This is a genomic window from Chachezhania sediminis, assembly GCF_009765275.1.
GTDB lineage: Bacteria > Pseudomonadota > Alphaproteobacteria > Rhodobacterales > Rhodobacteraceae > Chachezhania > Chachezhania sediminis.
Map to the genome: position 1 here is coordinate 706440 of NZ_VOPH01000001.1, position 19645 is coordinate 726084.

Sequence of the window (19645 nt, forward strand, 5' to 3'; positions counted from 1 at the left end):
CCCCATATTTTCATACGCGTAGTGGTTTCTTAACCAAGACGCTGTTTCCTGTACCTCATCAAATCCCGAATACCTGCGGATCTGCAACGAGGATCAGGCGATGGGGCTGACACTGGACCGGGGCCGTTACTACTTCGTTCTGAACGTACCGAAGCACCTCTATGGCAAGGTCACCAGTAAGGACGGTCGAAAAGCCGATTGCGCCAGAGGTGACAAACGCCCTTCTGGGCGGTGTTCCGGTCGCACTGCCCCCGCTCCGCGTCGTTCTGGAGCAATACATCCAGCTCACCAAAACAAGGCACATCCGCAAGTCGGAACGGCAACGACACCTTTGGCAGTTGCCCCGGGAACGGGCTGTGGCGAATTTCGAAAAGGCACTCCCGAAACGGCGCACCTCCGGCATCGACAAGATCACCCGCGAAGAGGAACTCCATGTGCAGATGATCGATCCGGTGCAGGAGTTTCAGATCGGCATCCCCGACGGGCTGCGACTGATCCCGAGGACCTCGGTCTGGCGTGACAGGCTCTGCTTCGCATTCCGATCAATCATCTTCTTGCGCTTGGCAACAGTCCCGCCCTGCCGAGCGCGTCGGACAAAAAATCGTTCTCAAGCGTCAGCTCTCCGATCTTCGCGTGCAACCGAAGATCAATCAGCCGGCGCGCTTCTCGCTCCGCCCGGCCAGAACTTGGTCCACCGAGGGCGTCGCCAAGTCGAAATAGTCCAGCGTTCCCGCATAGCCATTCCCTCCCATCCGCCCCAAGGCATCCAGTTTCTGGTGATCGGAGTAAAATGTCTCAAGGTCGATGATGTCTTCGCGGACATGGGCCATGACGATCTTGCCAAGGATGATCTCGCGGGCCGAGCTGACTTCGATCCCCAGGTATCGGCGGCATTCGAAAGCGACCGGCGCCTCGGCGATGCGCGGGCAAGGAACCTCGAGCCCGGGGGACGCGGTCAGGCCGGCCATCTCCAGCTCGTCGACCTCTGCGGCGAAGCCTGCCGCGGTCACGGCCATCGCCCGGACATTCGCACGGTCGACGATATTGACCGTGAAGCATTCGGTCATGCGGATGTTGTAGGCGGTATCCTTGAAGCTGCGGTCCGGCTTGTTCTCGACGCCCAGCGCCAGGATCGGCGGATCGGCGGACAGGCAGTTGAAAAAGGAATAAGGCGCCGCGTTGACCACGCCATCGGGCGAGATGGTGGTCACCCAGGCGATCGGACGCGGCACGATCGTCCCGATCATGACCTTGTAGGCCTCGCGCGGGGTAAGATCCGAGAAGTTCAGCGCGTGATGGTTTGCAGCGTCACTCACGAGGCCAGTTCCTTTCCATAGCGGGACAGGATCGACGATACGCTGTCCTGTTTTGGCTCAAGTTCGGCCCGACCGGCGACGGCGCCAAGGTGGTGGTCCATCAGCGACGTGGCGCGGCGCACGTCGCCGTCACGAATTGCCACGATGATCTGCGAATGTTCGTCCACCGCGCATTCCGACGAATGGCTCTTGGCGTACATCGCCATGATCAGCGAACAGCGCAGCACGACCTCGGACACGTAGCGGGCCAGCACCGCATTGCCGGTCAGTTCGGCCATCAGGATGTGGAATTCGCCGGCCAGGCGAATCGAAACCGGTCCGTCCTTGCCCTTGACGCTCTGTTCGCTGCGCACATGCGCTTCGAGCTGATCATAGCCGCTGGACGGCATGCGCTCGACCAGCAGGCGGATCACTTCGACCTCAAGCGCGCGGCGCGCCTCGAAGACATGCTTGGCCTCTTCCAGCGAGGGTTCGGCAACAAAGGCGCCCCTGTTCCGGCGGGTGACGACAAGCCCTTCGTTTTCCAGCCGCACCAGCGCATGACGCACGATGGTGCGGGACACGCCGAACTGTTCGCCCACCGTGTCCTCGGGCAGGCGCATGCCGGGTTTCAGGGCCTGTTCGATGATCGCGCGGCGCAGCAGTTGGTGGACCGCGTCTGTCAGGGTCGTCTTTTCAGTCATGGTCGGTTCGCGTCCATTCTCAGTGCGAGGCGTATATCGCATACATCGAGATAGGTCAATTGGATACAATTTACTTGCCACATGAAGATCAATCGGCAATGTATCTTGCATCGTATCCAATCTGGGCGATTCCCGGAAACAATTCGCAAACAGGGACCAAACAACATGACGATCCGCACGCTATTGCTTGCTTCCGCGGCACTTGCCGGCCTGTCCGGCGCCGCGGCGGCCGAGAATGTTCTGAAATGGGGCGCGAACCGCGATATCGGGTCGCTCGACCCCTATTCCTACGGCGACAGCTTCACGATCAACGTGCTGAACCACGTCTACGAGGGGCTGGTCCGCTACAACGAGGACCTGCAGATCGAGCCCGCACTGGCGGAAAGCTGGGAAATCCTGGACGACAAGGTGACCTGGCGCTTCAAGCTGCGCGACGGCGTGACCTTCCACAACGGCAACCCCTTCACCGCCGACGATGTCGTGGCTTCGCTGCAGCGGGTCAGCCACGAGACCTCGCCGCTGAAGGGCAACCTGCCGGCCTATGTCTCGTCCGCGGTGGTCGATGACCTGACCGTCGACATCACGTTGAACGGGACCTACCCTCTTTTACTTAACGACCTGACGAACATCCATATTTTCGACAAGGAATGGATGGTGGAGAACGGCGCCGAACTGCCCACGGACATCGGTTCGGGCGTCGAGGGCTATGCCACCTACAATGCCAACGGCACCGGCCCCTTCATCGTGGAAAGCCGCCAGCCGGATGCGAAGACCGTCTTCGTGGTGAACCCCGATTGGTGGGACGAGCCGCAGCACAACCTTGACCGGATCGAGTTGACCCCGGTGACCTCGGCCGCGACCCGCGTGGCGGCGCTTCTGTCGGGCGAGATCAACTTCACCAACGATGCGCCGGTGCAGGATCTTCCGCGGCTCGACGCGGCACCGAATGTCGAAGTGCTGGAAGGTGTGGACCTGCGCACCGTGATGATCGGCTTCCCGTTCCGCGACACGCTGGTCTCGGGCGAGCCGAACCCGTTCAAGGAGAAGGCCGTGCGCGAGGCGCTGTACAAGGCGATCGACCTCGACCTGATCCACCAGCGTGTGATGCGCGGCAAATCCCGTATCGCGGGTGCGACCGTCGCGCCGCCGATCCCCGGCTACGTGGCCGAATTGGATACACTTCCAGGATACGATCCGGAGGCGTCCAAGGCGCTTCTGGCCGATGCCGGTGTACCGGAAGGGTTCGCGTTCGAGTTCAACTGCCTGTCGGACGGGTTGGTGAACGAGGAGCAGTTCTGCCAGGCGATCGCGTCGATGTGGTCGCGGATCGGGCTGGCGCCGAAGCTGGACGTGGCCCCGCGCGCGGTGCAGACGCCAAAGCGGACCAACGGCAAAACCGACGTCTACACCCTGGGCTGGGCGACGTTGCCGATGCTGGATGCCTATTCGCCGCTGCTGCAGATCTTCCATACCAAGGAAGGGAATTCGGGCGTCTTCAACTGGGGCGGCTGGTCCTATCCCGAACTGGACGCGCTGATCCAGCAGGCCGGCCAGGAGCTGGACGTGGACACGCGGCTGGGGCTGGAGACGCAGGCCCTGCAGATCGTCAAGGACGAGATGATCATGATCCCGCTGCACCAGCAGCCGATGGCCTGGGCTGTGACGAACGAGGTGACCGAGATGCCGCTGTTCCCCGACAACAAGCCGCGGCTCTGGTTCGCGCAGGTTGGCGGCCAGGGCTGAGCGCTTCGGATCGCTGACGCGATCCGGCCCGTCGGGGGCTGTGCCCCCCGGCCAACTCAGACGCAAGTCAGCAAGGAAGACCTAGGGGCGGGCCACCCTGCCCCCGACCTTCGAGCCGGATGGAGCCGGATATGACAGCCTTTCTCATCAAGCGCTTTGCCAATGCGGCCTTCGTGATGCTGGCGGTGGCGCTGCTGGCCTTCACGATCTTCCGGTTCTTCGGCGATCCGGTCGAAATGATGGTCAACGAACAGGCCACACAGGAAGACCGGGCCCAGCTGCGCGAACGGCTGGGGCTGAACGACGGGTTCGTGACCCAGTACACGCGGTTTGTCACCAAAGCCGCGCAGGGTGATTTCGGGATCTCCTACCGCAACCAGCAGGACGTGATGGTTCTGATCGGCGAACGTTTTCCCGCCACCTTCGAACTGGTGCTGGTGGCCACGATCCTGTCGCTGGTCATCGGCATACCGCTGGGGGTGATCACCGCGGTCTACCGGGAAAGCCGGATGGCCAATGCATTACAGCTTGGGTCGATCGTGGGGGTATCGCTGCCTTCCTTCGTGGTGGGGATCATGCTCATCCTTGCGTTTTCGGTCAGCCTTGGCTGGCTGCCGGCCTTCGGGCGAGGCCAGACGGTGGATATCGGCTGGTGGTCGACCGGGCTGCTGACGCCCTCCGGGCGCGCGGCACTGGTGCTGCCGGCATTGTCGCTCTCGACCTTCCAGATCACCCTGGTGATGCGGCTGGTGCGGGCCGAGATGCTGGAGACGCTGCGCACCGATTACGTGAAATTCGCCCGCGCCCGTGGCGTGCCGGCCCGTCGGGTGCACTGGGTCCATGCGCTGCGGAACTGTCTGATGCCGGTAATTACCCTGACCGGCATGCAGATCGGCAACCTCATCGCCTTTGCCCTGGTGACCGAAACCGTCTTTCAATGGCCGGGCATGGGCCTGCTGTTCATCCAGGCGGTGACCTTCGTCGATATCCCGGTGATGGCCGCCTACCTGATGCTCGTCTCGTTCATCTTCGTCGCACTCAACACGATCGTCGACGTCACCTATGCCTGGGTCGATCCGCGCCTGCGCGACGACACCGCCACAGCCGGAGGGGCCAATGGCTGATATCTCGCAGATGACGCAAGAGACGGATCCCGCCAAACCGACACTGCGCGCCCGACTGGAGGCGATGCAAGAGAGCGACCTGTGGTATTCGTTCCGGAGCCATCCCAGCGCGATCTTCGCGGCCTGCCTGCTGGCGCTGGTGGCGCTGACCGCGATCCTGGCGCCCGTGATCTCGCCGCAGGATCCCTATGACCTGGCCGCGCTGGAGCTGTGGAATGCCGAGATCCCGCCGATCTGGGAAGAAGGCGGCCAGTGGCCTTACCTGCTGGGGACCGACACGCAGGGCCGGGATATTCTGTCGGCCATCCTCTATGGCTCGCGCATTTCGCTGGTCATCGGCTTTGCTTCGGTCATCGTGGCGCTGGCCGTGGGGCTGAGCCTGGGGCTCATCGCCGGCTATTTCGGCGGTTGGGTCGACAACGTGATCATGCGGATGGGCGATGTGCTGCTGTCGATGCCCTTCATCCTGATCGCGATCCTGATTTCCGCCATGGCCACGGCCGCCCTGCCGACAGGTCTGAAGGACGTGCTGGCCGCGCCGATCCTGATCTTCGCCATCGCCGTGCCGTCCTGGGTGCAATATGCGCGCACCGTGCGGGCCTCGGCCATGGTCGAGCGCAAGAAGGAATACGTGCAGGCCGCGCGTCTGATCCGGGTGAAGGCCTGGCGGATCATGCTGCACCACATCCTGCCCAACTGCCTGACCCCGATCATGGTGGCGGCGACGTTGAACTTCGGCCTCGCCATCCTGTCCGAGGCGACGCTGTCCTTCCTTGGTGTCGGCATGCCGCCCGATCAGCCCAGCCTTGGCACCCTGATCCGGATCGGCAACCAGTACCTGTTTTCGGGCCTGTGGTGGATCGTTGTGTTTCCCGCCGTGCAGCTTTGCCTGATCGTGCTGTCGGTCAACATGATCGGCGACTGGCTTCGTGATGCCCTCAACCCCAAACTGAGATGACCATGACCATTCTGAAGAACGTCCGCCCGATGGGCGCCCCCGCCACCGACCTCTACATCAAAGACGGCCGTTTCGCCGCCGGCGGAGACGGAGAGGTCATCGACTGTGGTGGCCGCATCCTGATCCCGGGCCTGGTCGAGGCGCACACCCATCTCGACAAGTCGCTGTTGGGCCTGCCCTGGTATCGCAACGAGGTCGGGCCGCGCCTGATCGACAAGATCACGAACGAGCGCGAGGTGAAGGTCTCGCTGGGCCTCGACCCGCAAGTGCAGTCCGAGCGGCAGGCGATCCAGTCGATGGCCTATGGGACCACCCAGATCCGCAGCCATGTCGATGTCGACACCCATCACGGGCTGGCCGGGATCGAGGGCGTGATGGCCACGCGCGAGAAGCTGAAGGGCTATGTCGACATCGAGATCGTGGCCTTCCCCCAATCCTCGATGATGCCGCGCCCCGGCACGGTCGAGCTGATGGACGAGGCGCTGTCGATGGGCGCGGATATCGTGGGCGGGATCGACCCCTGCGGGATCGAACGCGACCCCAAGGGGCACCTCGACGCCGTGTTCAGGCTAGCCGAGAAGCACGGCAAGCCGATCGACATCCACCTGCACGAGCGCGACGCGATGGGCGGGTTCTCGATGGAGGAGATCATCGCGCGGACCATCGCGCACGGCATGCAGGGCAAGGTGACGATCAGCCATGCCTTCTGCCTGGGCGCGCCGGACCGCGACTACGTCGCCGGCCTGCAGGAGCAGCTGGCCGAGAACCGCATCCACATCGCCACCACCGCCCCGGCCTCGGCCCCTGTCCCGCGCGTGAAGGAGCTGGCCGCGCTTGGCATCCTGACCTGCGGCGGCAATGACGGCATCCGCGATACCTGGGGCCCCTATGGAAACGGCGACATGCTGGAACGCGCAATGTTCATCGGCCTGCGCAACAACCTGCGCCGGGATGACGAGGTCGAACTGGCGCTGGACATCTGCACCTATGGCGGCGCCAAGGTGATGGAAACCGAAGGCTATGGGCTCGACATCGGCTGCCAGGCCGATTGCGTGCTGGTCGAGGGCGAAACCCTGGCCGAGGCCGTGGCACTGCACGCCCCGCGCAAGCTGGTGATGAAGGGCGGCATGGTCGTCGCACGGGACGGCAAAGCCGTGATCGAGGCACCATGAGCCGCACCGTCCTTTCCGCCCGCTGGGTGATCGGCCATCAGGACGGCGCCCACGTGATCTTCGAAAACGGCTGCGTCGTGATCGAGGGCACGCAGATCCTCCATGTCGGCCCCGCCTTCGAGGGCGAGGCCGAGCGGATCGACTATGGCGAGGCGATCCTGTCGCCCGGGTTCATCGACCTCGATGCGCTGTCGGATCTCGACACCACGATCCTGGGTTACGACAACGGCCCGGCCTGGAAGAAGGGCCGGGTCTGGCCGCAAAGCTACATCGACGCGGGTCCCTACGAGATGTACTCGGAGGAAGAGCTGGCGTTTCAGAAGCGTTTTGCCTTCGCCCAGCTGATACGCAACGGGATCACGACGGCGCTTCCCATCGCCTCTCTCTTCTACCGGGAATGGGGCGAAACGGTCACAGAATTCGACGCGGCGGCGAAAGCGGCCGACGAACTGGGCCTGCGCGCCTACCTTGGCCCCGCCTACCGAACCGGCGGACAGGTGACGGACACCGCAGGCAACATTCGCGCGGTCTATGACGAAATGCGCGGGCTGCAGGGCCTTGAAGACGCGGCCGCCTTCGCCCGGCGCATCGACGGTACGGCACAGGGCCGTATCCGCGCCATGTTCGCCCCCGACCGGATCGAAACCTGCACCGAGGCACTGCTGCAGCGGACCCATGCCATCGCCGCCGAGATGGGCGCGCCGGTACGACAGCATTCCTGCCAATCTCCGACCGAGATCCGTTTGGTGCAGGAGCAGCACGGCACCACGCCGATCGACTGGCTCGACCGCATCGGCGCCATCGGCCCCAACTGGCTGCTGCCCCATGGCACCCATGCCTCGGACCGCGATTTCGCCCTGATGGCCCAGCACGGCGCGACGCTGGTGCATTGTCCGCTGGTCTCGGCCCGGCATGGCGGCCTGCTGCGCAGCTTCACCGCGGCCAGCGAACGGGGCATCAACATCGGTCTTGGCACCGATACCTGGCCGCCGGACATGATCCTGAACATGCAGGTCGGCATGATGACCGGCCGCATCGCCGAAAGCCAGGCCGCCCTGACCTGTGCCATGATGTTCGACGCCGCGACCCTTGGTGGCGCGCGGGCCCTGAACCGCACCGATATCGGCCGCCTCGCCCCTGGTGCCTGCGCCGACATCACCGTGATCGACCTGTCGCGCACCCTGCAGACCCCCGACCCGATCCAGACGATCATGACCTCGACCTCAGGCCATGACGTGCGCGACGTCTGGATCGATGGTCGCCGGGTGATGCAGGACCGACAGATCCCCGGCATCGGCGACGCGGACTATACCCGGGCCCAACGGCAATTCGACGGCCTCGTCGCCAAGTACCCCGACCGCACTGCCGGGCATCCGCCGGTGTCCGAGATCTTTTCCCCCAGCTACCGGAAGGCCACATGACCGACACCGTCCTGGACGTCCGCGCCTTGCGCGTCGAATTCCCCACCCGGCGCGGTGTCCTGACCGCAGTCGACGAAATCTCTCTGACCATCGGCAAGGGCGAAATTCTTGGGGTGGTCGGTGAATCCGGCGCCGGGAAGTCGATGACCGGCATGGCCATCCTGGGCCTGCTGGAACCGCCCGGCCGCATCGCAGCGGGCGAGATCCGGCTTTCGGGCGACCGCATCGACAACCTGACCGAACAGCAGATGCAGACCATCCGCGGCCGCCGGATCGGTGCGATTTTCCAGGACCCGCTGACCTCGCTCAACCCGCTCTTCAAGGTCGGCGACCAGCTGGTCGAGACGATCCGCCTGCATTCCTCCCTTACCCGCGCCCAGGCCCGCGCCCGTGCGCTGGACCTGATGCGCGAGGTCGGCATCCCGGCGGTCGAGGAACGCATCGACAACTATCCTCACCAGTTTTCCGGCGGCATGCGCCAGCGCATCGTTATCGCGCTGGCGCTGTGTGCCGAACCCGAGCTGATCATCGCGGACGAGCCGACCACGGCGCTTGACGTCTCGATCCAGGCCCAGATCACCGCGCTGCTGAAACGCCTGTGCCGCGACCGGGGCACCGCCGTCATGCTTGTCACCCACGACATGGGCGTCATCGCCGAAACAGCCGATCGCGTCGCCGTCATGTATGCCGGCCGCCTGGCCGAACTGGGCACGGTCGAGGACGTCGTCCGCCGTCCGCAACATCCCTATACCGCCGGGTTGATGGGCTCGATCCCCAGCCTGCGCCACGACGAATCCGAGCTGCAGATGATCCCCGGCTCGATGCCGCGCCTTGGCGCGATCCCCGCGGGCTGCGCATTCAACCCGCGCTGTACCCAGGCCGGGCCGAAATGCCGACGCGACATTCCCCGCACCGACGGCGCCGGCGCCGCCTGCTGGCTGGCCCTGACAGGAGAGACCGTATGATCCGACCGATCCTTGAAGTGGATGCGCTGGAACGGCGCTTCGATGTCTCCGCCCCCTGGCTGAACCGGGTGCTGGAACGCAAGCCGCGCCGGACCCTGCGCGCGGTCGATGGCGTGGATTTCGACATCCCGCCCGGCCAGACCCTTGCGCTGGTCGGCGAAAGCGGCTGTGGCAAGTCCACCATCGCCAAGCTGGTCACCGGGCTGCATCCGCCATCGGGCGGGGCGATCCGGTTCAACGGCGACCCCAGGAAGATGCAGATGATCTTCCAGGATCCCTATGCCTCGCTCAATCCGCGCTGGCGCGTGGGCCGGATCGTGGCCGAGCCCCTGCGCACCCTGCATCCCGAAACGCCCGAGGCGCAGGTCACCGCCCGGGTCGAGGAGCTGCTGTGCACCGTCGGCCTGTCTGGCGCCGATGCAGCCAAGTATCCGCATGAATTCTCCGGCGGCCAGCGGCAGCGGATCTCGATCGCCCGCGCGCTGGCGGGCGAGCCCGAATTCCTGGTCTGCGACGAGCCGACCTCGGCGCTCGATGTATCGGTCCAGGCGCAGGTCCTGAACCTGATGAAGCGGCTCCAGCGCGAGATGGGGCTGACCTATCTCTTCATCAGCCATGACCTGTCGGTGGTCCGCCACATGGCCGATGTCATCGCGGTGATGTATCTGGGCCGCATCGTCGAGATCCAGCCGACCCGGGACCTGTTCGCCAACCCGCTGCACCCCTATACGCGGATGCTGCTCGACACGATCCCGGACCTGGAAAACCCCAGACGCGACCGCGCGCCAATGGGTGGCGAGGTCCCCTCGCCCGTGTCGCCTCCGCCGGGCTGTTCCTTCCATCCACGCTGCCCGCTGGCCTTCGACCGCTGCAAGGCCGAACGCCCCGAGCGCAACCCCAGGATCCACGACCGCCGCGTGGCTTGCTTCGCCGCGACAGGCAACACGCTGGAGGCGGCCCATGTATGAAGACCGCTTCATGGACCGTGCCATCGCGATTTCGGCCACGGCGCTGGACACCCCCGGCACCGAACCTTTCGGCGCCGTCGTGGTGAAGGACGGCGAAATCGTCGGCGAAGGTATCAACCGTTCGGTGCTGAACCACGATCCTACCAGCCACGGCGAGACCGAAGCGATCCGCGACGCATGCCGCAACCTTGGCACCGTCGACCTGCGCGGCGCGACGCTCTATTCCAGTTGCGAGCCCTGTCCGCTCTGCGTGGCCGCGATGCTGATCGCCGGGGTGTCGGAGCTCTACTACGCCGCCGACATGACCCAGGCCGGTGCGGCCTTGGGCGATCTGCCGGAATCCGCCCGGTTCCCCATCGACGTGGGTCACATGCTGTCGCAATGCGGCCTGCCCGCCCCCGCGCGCCAGATGACAAGCGCCCGGCATCAATCCGCCCGGGCCGCAGATATCCTGCACCGCTGGGCCGGGAAGGCAAGGTCTCCGCTCCTCTCCAGCCCAGGAAAACTTGGCCGCTAACCCCAGCTTCAAACGGTCCAGGTCTCGGGGGGGGTGACATCTTCAAAGCCGTTTCGAACGATCCGAGATCGGCAGCGCGGGACTTTTCCGGACGTCCCCTATCTGCCTTTCCGCACTTGTTCGCTGGAAAACTCCGAGGCAATCCAGTCCACGACGCGATCTATGTAGGGTTGTCTCACGTGCTCGTGCGACCAGGAAACGAATAGCTGTTGGGTCGGCGGTTCCGGGCTGACCCAGACCTCTACCAATCGCTTCCGGTTCACATCGTTTTCGACGATGTAGGTCGGGGCGATGGCGACGCCGTGCCCCTCTATGGCCGCGTCCAGCGCCAGGGCGGACCGGTCGAAATTCAAGAGCCTGTGCCTGGGGCGGAATCCGGTCGACGCGATCAGTGCCTCCCACCTGCGATGTTCGTCCTGAAGCAGCGGCAGCATCAGCAGCGTTTCCAGGTCCATCGGCCAATCCGGCCGGGGGAAGTTCGGGCTGCATACGGCGACCAGGCAGATGTCGGTCAATGCGCGCGCGTTCTGAAATGGTCTGGGATCGGATGTCTTGCCTGGCCAGATCGCAATCTCGTTGCGCGCCAGGTCACGGGACAATTGTTGAGAGTGGACCTCCGTCCTGAGTGAAATACGGGGAAACCTGGCGGCGAAATCGCCCATACGCGGCATCAGCCATTTTGCGGCCGTGGAGGATCCAAGATGGAGTGTGATCTGCTCTCCCTCCCGGCCGAGTTCGGCGACCATCGTTTCGAGCGTGGCCAAGGCCTTGTCGACAGCCTCCTGGCAGCGGGCCCCTTCGGGGGTCAGCACTACGCCCCGGGCCTGGCGTTCCAGCAGGGTGACGCCGAGGTCGATTTCAAGCTGCTTGATCCTCTGGGATACCGCGCCGCGCGTCAGGTTCAGCTCGTCCGCCGCGCGCTGAAGGTTGCAGTGCTGCGCAACGCAAGCGAACACCCGGAGGGAGTTCAGGTTCATTTGCTTCATCAGCGGGGCCCAAGACGTTAGTTTTTCTAAAGGCTCTCTTACATGTCCTGCTTTGTCAAACGAACGAAACGCGTTGATCTATGGTCAGGCACCACATGCGCCAACATTAAGGATCAACCAGATGTCCTGCACCGTTCGCACCGCCACCACCGGCGATATCCCCCGCCTTGTCGATCTTCTGCTGCTGGACGCCAGGGAACGTCATGCCGTCGACCCGGTCCTTTGGAAAGTGGCCTCGGATGCCCCGGCACAGATCGAAAAGGCGCTGACATTCGCCCTGACATCCGAGCAGCAGCCGTTCCGACAGATATGGCAGGTGTCCGAGCATGACGGAGAGATCACCGGCGTGATCCACGCGATGCGCCTTCCCGTGCCCCCGATCTACGCGGGCCGCCAGGGCGACCCAGGCCTGATCCTGCCCGACAGCGCGGTCGAGCCCGGCGCGCCGCTCGGCACGGTGGACGCTCTGGTGGCAGCGGCGGAGCGCGCCCTGACGGGGGACGGTGCAAGGATCCTCCTGTCCACCTGCGTAACTGGCGATCCCTGGCGCGAGGTTTTTCGCGATCGCGGTTACGATCCGCTGACGCTCTATCTGTCCCGAACCGATCTTGGCGATGCCGGTCGCCCCTCGACCATCCGGTCGGCCACCGAGGCTGACGTCCCCGGCATCGTCGCGCGGGCAGCCGAGAACAAGAAGATCCTCTTCGAGATCGATCCTTTCTGGGAGCGCCATCCCGACGCGGACGACCGGTTCGCCGGCTGGATGAACCGAAGCCTGACGCTGCGTGACAGGGACATGATGGTCCTGGGGGCGCCGGAGAACCTGAACGGCTACGTGATCGCGCAGCCCGCATCGCGGCTTCATTTCCCGCCGGCGCACGACATCACAGGAACAGGTGTCATCGACGACTATTACCACCGGGACCTGGCCGACCCCATGGCCCTTGCAGACGGAGGCCGGGGCGCGACCGCACTTCTGCGCGGCGCCGAAACGGCCTTTGCGGACAGAGGCATGGGAACTGCATTTGTGGTTTGCCCAGCCGGGTGGCGCTCCAAGATCGAAATGCTCGAAGCCGCGGGCTACGAAACCGCGATGGTCTGGTCCATCAAGCGGTAGCGCGCGACAAAAGTCTGTGGAGCCATGCCGCAGTTCGTGGACCCCGCCGCAGCCGGTCTGGGGCTTGTGGCGGGCCTGCGGCGGTACGCCCGTACCGGATGCTGTGGAACGGTGGCGCGCCAAGTGAACGTTGCCCGAAGCTGGCGTTGGTGCGCCAAATGGCGAAGGTCCTGTCCCGCGCTTTCTGAGCCAGTCCGGTTCTAAGCCCGCTGTGATCGCGGCCGGTCGCAAAAGTGCCCCCGGCCCGGAGGCGACGCCTGTTCGTGAGGACGCGGCGCCATCCAGGGCCCGTTAGCCTGGGCTTGATGAAACCCCAAGACATCGCTTCGCGCACAAAACCGCCTGACGAAGATGCCTTGAAACAGTCTCAGGATACCTGTAGCCAATTCCCGACAGAACTACTCAACAATGAGATTCTCGCGATGTCGAACAAGTCGAACCTGGCACTGGCAACCGCTGTGCTGGCCTTTTCAGCCGCCACGGCTCAGGCCCAGACGAACTATCCCCTGACAATCGAAAACTGCGGCCAGGCCGTAACCTTCGAAGGGGCTCCGCAGAATGCCGTGGCTCTTGGCCAGAACAGCGCAGAGATCATGCTGCTTCTGGGGCTTGAGGACAGGATGGCAGCAACCGCCTTCTGGCCCAACTCGGTCTTGCCCGAGGTGGCCAAAGCCAACGGTGAGGTTGAACTGCTTACGGTCGAGTTCCCGACGCTGGAAGCCGTTCTGTCGAAGCAACCCGACTTCGTGGCGGCGATGCTCACGACCCTGCTCGGCCCCGACAGCAAGGTGGCCAAGCGCTCGGATTTCGAGGAACTGGGCATCCCGACATACCTCTCGCCAAGCGCCTGTTCGACAACGCTGGACGCGAACGATGCCTACGGGTCGCGTGACAAGCTTTGGAGCATGGACCTGCTCTACAAGGAAATCGAAGATCTGTCGCTGATCTTCGACGTCGCCGATCGCGGCCAGGCCTTGATCGAAGATTTCAAATCGCGCGAGGCTGCCCTGCGTGAGCAGTTCGCGAAAGATGAGGATCTGACCTTCCTGTTCTGGTTCTCGAGCCCGTCGCCGGCCGACGATGCCTATCTTGGCGGCGGCAACGGGCCTTCGGGCTATATCGCCGACGTCCTTGGCGGCACCAATGCCATCACGACCGAGGCGGACTGGCCGACCCTGGGTTGGGAAGGCATCATGGCCGCCAATCCGACCGTGTTCGTCGCGGCCCAGGTCGATCGCAACCGCTGGGACCTGGACACGGCCGAGAACAAGATCGAATTCCTGACATCCGATCCGACCGTCAGCCAGATGGACGCCGTCAAGAACGGCCGGATCGTGACCATGAGCGGCGCAGCGATGAACCCCAGCATCCGCACGCTCTACGGCGCCGAGCAGGTGGCCCGGCAACTCAAGGCGCTCGATCTTCCGTGATGTCTTCCGATACATCGGAGGGCGGTGCCGGTCGGCTCGCCCTCTTCCTGTGCCTATCCGTCGTCGTCCTGACCCTTGCCGTCGCTGCCGCGACGGCGATTGGCGATTACAACATCGCCCTGCGGACGGTCTTCCTGTCGGTCACCAACAAATTGGGCCTGACCGGGGCCGAGATCGCACCCATCGAACAAAGCGTCGTCTGGAACCTGCGCCTGAGCCGCGCACTGGTGGCGGCGCTGGCGGGCGCGGGTCTGGCGATCTGCGGCGCGATCCTTCAGGCGCTGCTGCGCAATGCGCTGGCGGAACCCTTCGTGCTGGGTGTCTCGGCGGGGGCCTCGACCGGGGCGGTCTGCGTGATCGTTCTGGGCATCGGCGCGGGCAGCCTGTCGCTGTCGCTGGGGGCCTTCGCGGGCGCCTTCGCCGCCTTCACCCTGGTGGCGCTTTTGTCAAACGGCGCGACGAGCGGTCCGAACCACACGATCCTCGCCGGGGTGGCGGCATCGCAGCTTTTCAACGCGCTGACCTCCTATATCGTGACGACCTCCGGCAATGCCCAGCAGGCGCGCGACGTGATGTTCTGGCTGCTGGGCAGTTTCGGCGGCGTGCGCTGGCCGGATTTCCAACTTCTTCTGGTTGTCGTGATCGTCAGCCTCGCAATCTGCATCTGGATGGCGCGCTCGCTCGACGCCTTCACATTCGGTGACGAGGATGCCGCGGCGCTCGGCGTGCCCGTGGGCCGCATCCGGCTGGTGCTGTTCGGCGTGACCGCCCTTCTGACCGCGACCATCGTCAGCATGGTCGGCGCCATCGGCTTCGTCGGGCTGGTCGTGCCCCACGCCGCGCGATATGTCGTAGGCCCGCTGCATCTGCGCCTGCTGCCGGCCTGCGCCGTGGTCGGCGCGGTCTTCATGGTGATCGCCGACATCGTCTCGCGCGTGATCGCCACCCAACAGACCGTGCCCATCGGGGTCGTGACCGCACTTGTCGGCGTGCCCTTCTTTGCCGTCATCCTCTACCGGGCGAGGCCACAGACATGAGCATCGTCGCCGAGAACCTGAGCTGGGGCGTCAGGCGCAAGACCATCGTATCGGACGTGTCGCTGACGGTCGCGCCGGGCGAAACCCTTGGCCTGATCGGCCCCAACGGATCGGGCAAATCCTCGCTCTTGCGGCTGCTGGCGGGGCTGCGACGCCCGGCCTCGGGGCGGGTCGAGATCAACGGCCGGGACATCGCGCAGGTGCCCAGGAAGGCGCTGTCGCGGCAGGTGGCCTTCGTCCAGCAAAGTGCGGCCACCGACACCAATGTCACAGTCGCCGATGTGGTGCGGCTAGGAAGAACGCCGCACCGGTCGGCGCTTGCCGGCTGGTCCGAGGCCGACGAAGCCGCGGTCGCCGAAGCGCTCGACCGCGTGGGCATGACATCGCGCCGGAAACAGGCGTGGCAGACCCTGTCCGGGGGCGAGCGTCAGCGCGTGCATATCGCGAGGGGCCTGGCGCAGGCCCCGCAGGTGATGTTCCTCGACGAGCCGACCAATCACCTCGACATCCATCACCAAATCGAGATCCTCCGTATGGTGCGCGATCTCGAGCTGACCAGCATCATCGCCCTGCACGACCTCAACCTCGCCGCAATGTTCTGCGACCGGATCGTGGTGCTACAGTCGGGCGCCGTCTGTGCCTGTGGCACACCCGAAGCCGTGCTTACCCAGCAGACATTGCGAGACGTCTTCCGGGTGTCCGCACATATCGACGGATCGGCGGACGCGGGCCGGCCGCATATCCGGTTCAGCGCAGGATGAGGCGGGTGAGTTCGAACGGGCCTGTCAGGACGCTGGCGGTCGGCCCCGTGTCGCGGGCCCTCGTTCAGGCGGCCAAGTCATGAGCGCGCCCCTGCCGCGGGAAAACGCCCTGCGTCCCGCATCGAACGAAGCGCTCGGGATCACGCTGCGTGTGTTTTCGACCCTCGCCTTTGCGCTGATGGGCGTTTGCGTAAAGGCTCTCGGCGACACGGTGCCACTGGGACAGGTGGTGTTCTTCCGGTCTGCCGTCGCCCTGCTGCCGCTCGCGGCCTATCTGTGGTGGCGCGGTGACTGGCCGGAAGGGCTCAGGACCTCCCGCCCCATGGGGCACATTGGGCGCTGCCTCATGGGAGCCGCGGCCATGTTCACCTCTTTCGCGACGATCCGTCTGTTGCCGCTGGCCGAAGCGACGATGCTGTCCTACCTGGCGCCGGTCATGCTCACACTGCTCGCCTGGGCGCTTCTCGGCGAGAACCTGAGCGCGCGGCGGATCGCCGGTGTGGCGCTTGGCCTTGCCGGTGCGGCCACATTCTGCCTCCCCGCTTTCGCAGGCGTCCTGCCCGACGCGGGCGGCCTGGGCGTGGTTCTCGGCCTTGTGACCGCCGTGCTGACGGCCGGCGCGCTGATCCAGGTCCGCCGCCTCACACTGCTCGGCGAAGGGGCTGGCGCCATCGCGTTCTGGTTTGCCGTCATCTCCGCGCTCGGCGGCCTCGCGACACTTCCCTGGGGGTGGGCCTGGCCCGGTCCGGCAGGCCTGGCACTCCTGATCGCCACCGGCCTTGCAGGCGGCCTCGCCCACATCCTCATGACGCTGTCTTTCGCCCATGCAGATGCCTCCGCGTTGGCACCATTTGAATACCTTTCGGTTCTTTGGGCCGTGTTCCTGGGCTTTGTCTTCTTCACCGAGGTGCCAGGTTTGGCGTTCCTCCTTGCAGGACCGCTTGTCCTGATCGGAGCCTACATCGCGCGGCCCGGTCGGCCGAGGTAACGGGCATTCGCTGTCCCGGTAGACGTTGCTGACCGCACGATCTGCATGCCACTGCGCCGCAATGGCCCGATAGTCGAACTCTCCGCTGCGCGTCGCCGAGTTGCGCCTGATCTCCCGAGAAATCGTGCTGGGAGATCGGCCCAACTTGCGCGCGATTGCCTGCATCGCCGGTGCCACGAGCCCAAGCGATCCACCTTGTTGAATTCCTGATGGGACTTTGCAAGATCGCCGCCTAAAGGCGCCTGGGCGTCGAGTCCGGCGGGAACCTTGGGACAGATGCCCTTTTAGGGTCTGCGGGTCAGGCGCCTGCGGGGATGCCGAGCACGGCGAGGGCAAAGGTAAGCACGGCGAGAAGGGTGAACCAGACCGCCTGGCCATTGTCGCCGCGGCGGCGGGCCACCAGGACGGCGACGATGCATTGCAGCGCATAGAACAGGGCGAAGGCGCGCGAGGCCAGGCTGACGATCGAGACCACGTCCGTCGCCCAGATCACGCTGACCGCGACCGCGCCGATCACGACATAGGCGTGCCGGGGTGTGATGTGCTTGTGCGTCGTGTCGCTGACCAGTTCGCTGGCTCCGATACTGTCGGCGACCGAGGCGCTGAACTGGCTGGCGATGGCACCGGCGGTGACGATGAATGGCAGCCAGGGCGTGACCCGCCCGATCACCCCGATGAACCCGGCGACATCTGCCGTCGAGGTGAAGAACGGGAACAGCGGGATCATCAGCAGGAAGAAGATCACGTAGACGATGGACGAAACGATCTGCGCCCGGGTCATTGCCTTGATCCGGGTTTCGCCGTCGTAGAGATCGCCCATGAACCGCGTGGTTTCGAACCCCTGCACGATGATCAGCAGCCCCATCAGGAAGCGCAGCGAATTCCAGTCGAAATGATGCGGAACGGCGGCGGCAGTCCAGCTGTAGCCCTGCGGCAGCGCCGTTGCGAAGATCACCAGTCCGGCCAGCAGGGCGGCAATAGCCGCGAGGTTGGCGCTGACGGTAAAGACCTCGGCCCGCTCTACGCCCTGCAGCCCCTTGGTTGCGCCCAGCAGGCAGATGGAGGAGATGATCACCGTTGCGACGACCTTGCCCAGCAGAAGATCCTCCCAGCCCAGCAGTTTCAGCCCGAAGGCCGCCAGCAGCACGAGGTAATAGGCGACGGAGATGAAATAGGCGCCGATCAAAACCAGATGCGACATGGTTTCGAAGGATTTGAGCGGGTGGCCGGCGTCGACGGATTCGAACTCCGGCTCGCCGTAGCGGATGTTGTAGCGGATCGCGCCACCGATCAGGAATGCCAGCAGGGTCAGCCCGATCACCGCGGGGATCGCCCAGATGCCGATTGCGCTGGCCAGCAGGGGCACCGAGACCAGGAAGCCGCTGCCGATGATCGAGGCCAGGGGCGTGACCGTGGCCAGCCAGTTCCGGTTCCGGCGCACCGGGCCGCTGATCAGGACTGCAAAGGCGATCACAGCGACGACGATCAGTGTGTCATCCAGCCAAGTCATGCCGTGATCCTTCAATATGCGCCCAGTGAATGTCCACAGCTATTCGTATAGGGGAACGGTCCTGCCATCAGCCTGACGCTTTGTGAGACCGCGGCGCACCAAGTCCTCTGCGTTGCGCCTGGCTAAGCCCTCGAGCGGAAAGGGCTTCTGTGCGTTCGGCGATGCCTTTCGCTCCGACGGCACCCCAAGCACCAGCACTCCCCTTCTGACAGAGAAATGGTCGAAGACGTGCCGCCGCACGACGGCGCGTAGGGGTTCGAATTCATCACCGAGGCTCCGGCTTTTCAGCCACGTGGCCCAAGGACCGAAAAGCCGACCGAAGAAACGCCCACGCAAGCGTTGAAAGCTCTGGAGGGAGGCAAATTCGTCTCGCAGTCGGAAATGCCCTTTTCCGAGGTGGCGGACTGACACCCATTCCAACGCAGCCGCACCGCACCCGGCCAGCTGCGCCAATTGCCCTATCGCGACCTTCTCACCGCGGAACAAGGGATCGATCGGAAAGGCAATGTCGCCGCAGAATCGCTGCATGGAGCTTGCGCCGCCCCTCGCCGCGATTCGGGACAGCAAAGACGAAGCCGGCTCGAACGCGGCATGCGGCACGGTCAGCGGCAACTGAGGAAAGGTATTTCCGGGGATGGCAGGGAGGCTCTTGGCCAAACGAGACTTCCGGGACCAGGCAAAGGCAGGGATATCCTGACCTTACGATCGCGAGCTCAACTGGGCAACGCCACTCCGCATTCCGGAAATTCCGCCTGCGGGGTCAGGCATCTGACATGAAAGTCAGTTTTGCCTGACACCCCACAAGAGATACAGTGGCGGACCGAGGAGGATTCGAACCCCCGACCCCTTGATTCGTAGTCAAGTACTCTATCCAGCTGAGCTATCGGTCCACTGTGGCGGCCCGTTTAGCCCTGCCCCGAAACCTTTGCAACCCGAAAATCCGCTTTTT

At 64.6% G+C, this 19645-nt stretch carries 19 protein-coding genes, 1 tRNA gene and 1 pseudogene; 13 read left to right on the forward strand and 8 right to left on the reverse strand.

Annotation, left to right across the window (positions count from 1 at the left end; genetic code table 11):
- Positions 1-170: 170 nt before the first annotated feature.
- From FQK05_RS03275 to FQK05_RS03285, 3 genes are all read right to left on the reverse strand, one after another.
- Positions 171-434, reverse strand: a complete 264-nt coding sequence (locus FQK05_RS03275) for a hypothetical protein (protein ID WP_158964434.1) — start codon at positions 432-434, stop codon at positions 171-173.
- Between the two features lie 216 nt (positions 435-650).
- The gene (locus FQK05_RS03280) at positions 651-1316 is read right to left on the reverse strand and encodes a flavin reductase family protein (RefSeq protein WP_199252583.1); all 666 of its coding nucleotides are present in this window, start codon (positions 1314-1316) and stop codon (positions 651-653) included.
- A complete protein-coding gene (locus FQK05_RS03285) occupies positions 1313-1999 on the reverse strand; it encodes a GntR family transcriptional regulator (RefSeq protein ID WP_158964435.1) in 687 nt (228 codons plus the stop codon). Before FQK05_RS03285 ends, FQK05_RS03280 begins: the two co-directional genes overlap by 4 nt.
- Before the next feature lie 165 nt (positions 2000-2164).
- Between FQK05_RS03285 and FQK05_RS03290 the strand changes: the two genes are divergently transcribed.
- From FQK05_RS03290 to FQK05_RS03325, 8 genes are all read left to right on the forward strand, one after another.
- A complete protein-coding gene (locus tag FQK05_RS03290; protein WP_158964436.1) occupies positions 2165-3742 on the forward strand; it encodes an ABC transporter substrate-binding protein in 1578 nt (525 codons plus the stop codon).
- 131 nt (positions 3743-3873) lie between these two features.
- Positions 3874-4866, forward strand: a complete 993-nt coding sequence (locus FQK05_RS03295) for an ABC transporter permease (protein ID WP_158964437.1) — start codon at positions 3874-3876, stop codon at positions 4864-4866.
- Entirely contained in the window at positions 4859-5824 is a 966-nt protein-coding gene (locus tag FQK05_RS03300; protein ID WP_233270340.1) for an ABC transporter permease, read from the forward strand. The genes FQK05_RS03295 and FQK05_RS03300 overlap by 8 nt, the downstream gene beginning before the upstream one ends.
- Positions 5825-5826: 2 nt before the next feature.
- Positions 5827-6996 (forward strand): amidohydrolase family protein, encoded by a 1170-nt coding sequence (locus FQK05_RS03305; protein ID WP_233270341.1) that lies wholly within the window; start codon positions 5827-5829, stop codon positions 6994-6996.
- Entirely contained in the window at positions 6993-8417 is a 1425-nt protein-coding gene (locus FQK05_RS03310) for an amidohydrolase family protein (RefSeq protein ID WP_158964439.1), read from the forward strand. The genes FQK05_RS03305 and FQK05_RS03310 overlap by 4 nt, the downstream gene beginning before the upstream one ends.
- On the forward strand, positions 8414-9382 hold the full coding sequence (locus tag FQK05_RS03315) for an ABC transporter ATP-binding protein (protein WP_158964440.1): 969 nt from the start codon (positions 8414-8416) through the stop codon (positions 9380-9382). Before FQK05_RS03310 ends, FQK05_RS03315 begins: the two co-directional genes overlap by 4 nt.
- Positions 9379-10350 (forward strand): ABC transporter ATP-binding protein, encoded by a 972-nt coding sequence (locus FQK05_RS03320; RefSeq protein WP_158964441.1) that lies wholly within the window; start codon positions 9379-9381, stop codon positions 10348-10350. The genes FQK05_RS03315 and FQK05_RS03320 overlap by 4 nt, the downstream gene beginning before the upstream one ends.
- Complete coding sequence (locus tag FQK05_RS03325; protein WP_158964442.1) at positions 10343-10867, forward strand: nucleoside deaminase; 525 nt, start codon at positions 10343-10345, stop codon at positions 10865-10867. Before FQK05_RS03320 ends, FQK05_RS03325 begins: the two co-directional genes overlap by 8 nt.
- 98 nt (positions 10868-10965) lie before the next feature.
- On the opposite strand, the gene FQK05_RS03330 is transcribed toward FQK05_RS03325, so the two are convergent.
- The gene (locus tag FQK05_RS03330) at positions 10966-11844 is read right to left on the reverse strand and encodes a LysR family transcriptional regulator (RefSeq protein ID WP_158964443.1); all 879 of its coding nucleotides are present in this window, start codon (positions 11842-11844) and stop codon (positions 10966-10968) included.
- Positions 11845-11974: 130 nt separating this feature from the next.
- On the opposite strand from FQK05_RS03330, the gene FQK05_RS03335 reads away from it, so the two are divergent.
- The 5 genes from FQK05_RS03335 to FQK05_RS03355 all read left to right on the forward strand — a co-directional run bounded on the left by FQK05_RS03335 (position 11975) and on the right by FQK05_RS03355 (position 17186).
- Positions 11975-12970, forward strand: a complete 996-nt coding sequence (locus FQK05_RS03335) for a hypothetical protein (protein WP_158964444.1) — start codon at positions 11975-11977, stop codon at positions 12968-12970.
- Positions 12971-13392: 422 nt separating this feature from the next.
- The gene (locus tag FQK05_RS03340; RefSeq protein ID WP_158964800.1) at positions 13393-14400 is read left to right on the forward strand and encodes an ABC transporter substrate-binding protein; all 1008 of its coding nucleotides are present in this window, start codon (positions 13393-13395) and stop codon (positions 14398-14400) included.
- The gene (locus tag FQK05_RS03345; protein WP_158964445.1) at positions 14400-15437 is read left to right on the forward strand and encodes a FecCD family ABC transporter permease; all 1038 of its coding nucleotides are present in this window, start codon (positions 14400-14402) and stop codon (positions 15435-15437) included. Before FQK05_RS03340 ends, FQK05_RS03345 begins: the two co-directional genes overlap by 1 nt.
- The gene (locus FQK05_RS03350; protein ID WP_158964446.1) at positions 15434-16198 is read left to right on the forward strand and encodes an ABC transporter ATP-binding protein; all 765 of its coding nucleotides are present in this window, start codon (positions 15434-15436) and stop codon (positions 16196-16198) included. The genes FQK05_RS03345 and FQK05_RS03350 overlap by 4 nt, the downstream gene beginning before the upstream one ends.
- Before the next feature lie 79 nt (positions 16199-16277).
- A complete protein-coding gene (locus tag FQK05_RS03355) occupies positions 16278-17186 on the forward strand; it encodes a DMT family transporter (protein ID WP_158964447.1) in 909 nt (302 codons plus the stop codon).
- 36 nt (positions 17187-17222) lie between these two features.
- Here FQK05_RS03355 and FQK05_RS26000 read toward each other — a convergent pair.
- The 4 genes and pseudogenes from FQK05_RS26000 to FQK05_RS03375 form a co-directional block, all read right to left on the reverse strand.
- Positions 17223-17345 (reverse strand): annotated as a pseudogene (locus tag FQK05_RS26000) (helix-turn-helix domain-containing protein); the annotation flags it as partial.
- Positions 17346-17484: 139 nt separating this feature from the next.
- The gene (locus FQK05_RS26005; protein ID WP_158964448.1) at positions 17485-18696 is read right to left on the reverse strand and encodes an APC family permease; all 1212 of its coding nucleotides are present in this window, start codon (positions 18694-18696) and stop codon (positions 17485-17487) included.
- A 39-nt stretch (positions 18697-18735) separates the two neighbouring features.
- Positions 18736-19353, reverse strand: coding sequence for a hypothetical protein (locus FQK05_RS03370; protein ID WP_233270342.1), 618 nt, complete (start codon positions 19351-19353; stop codon positions 18736-18738).
- Positions 19354-19509: 156 nt separating this feature from the next.
- Positions 19510-19586 (reverse strand) — tRNA-Arg (locus tag FQK05_RS03375).
- Between the last annotated feature and the right edge of the window lie 59 nt (positions 19587-19645).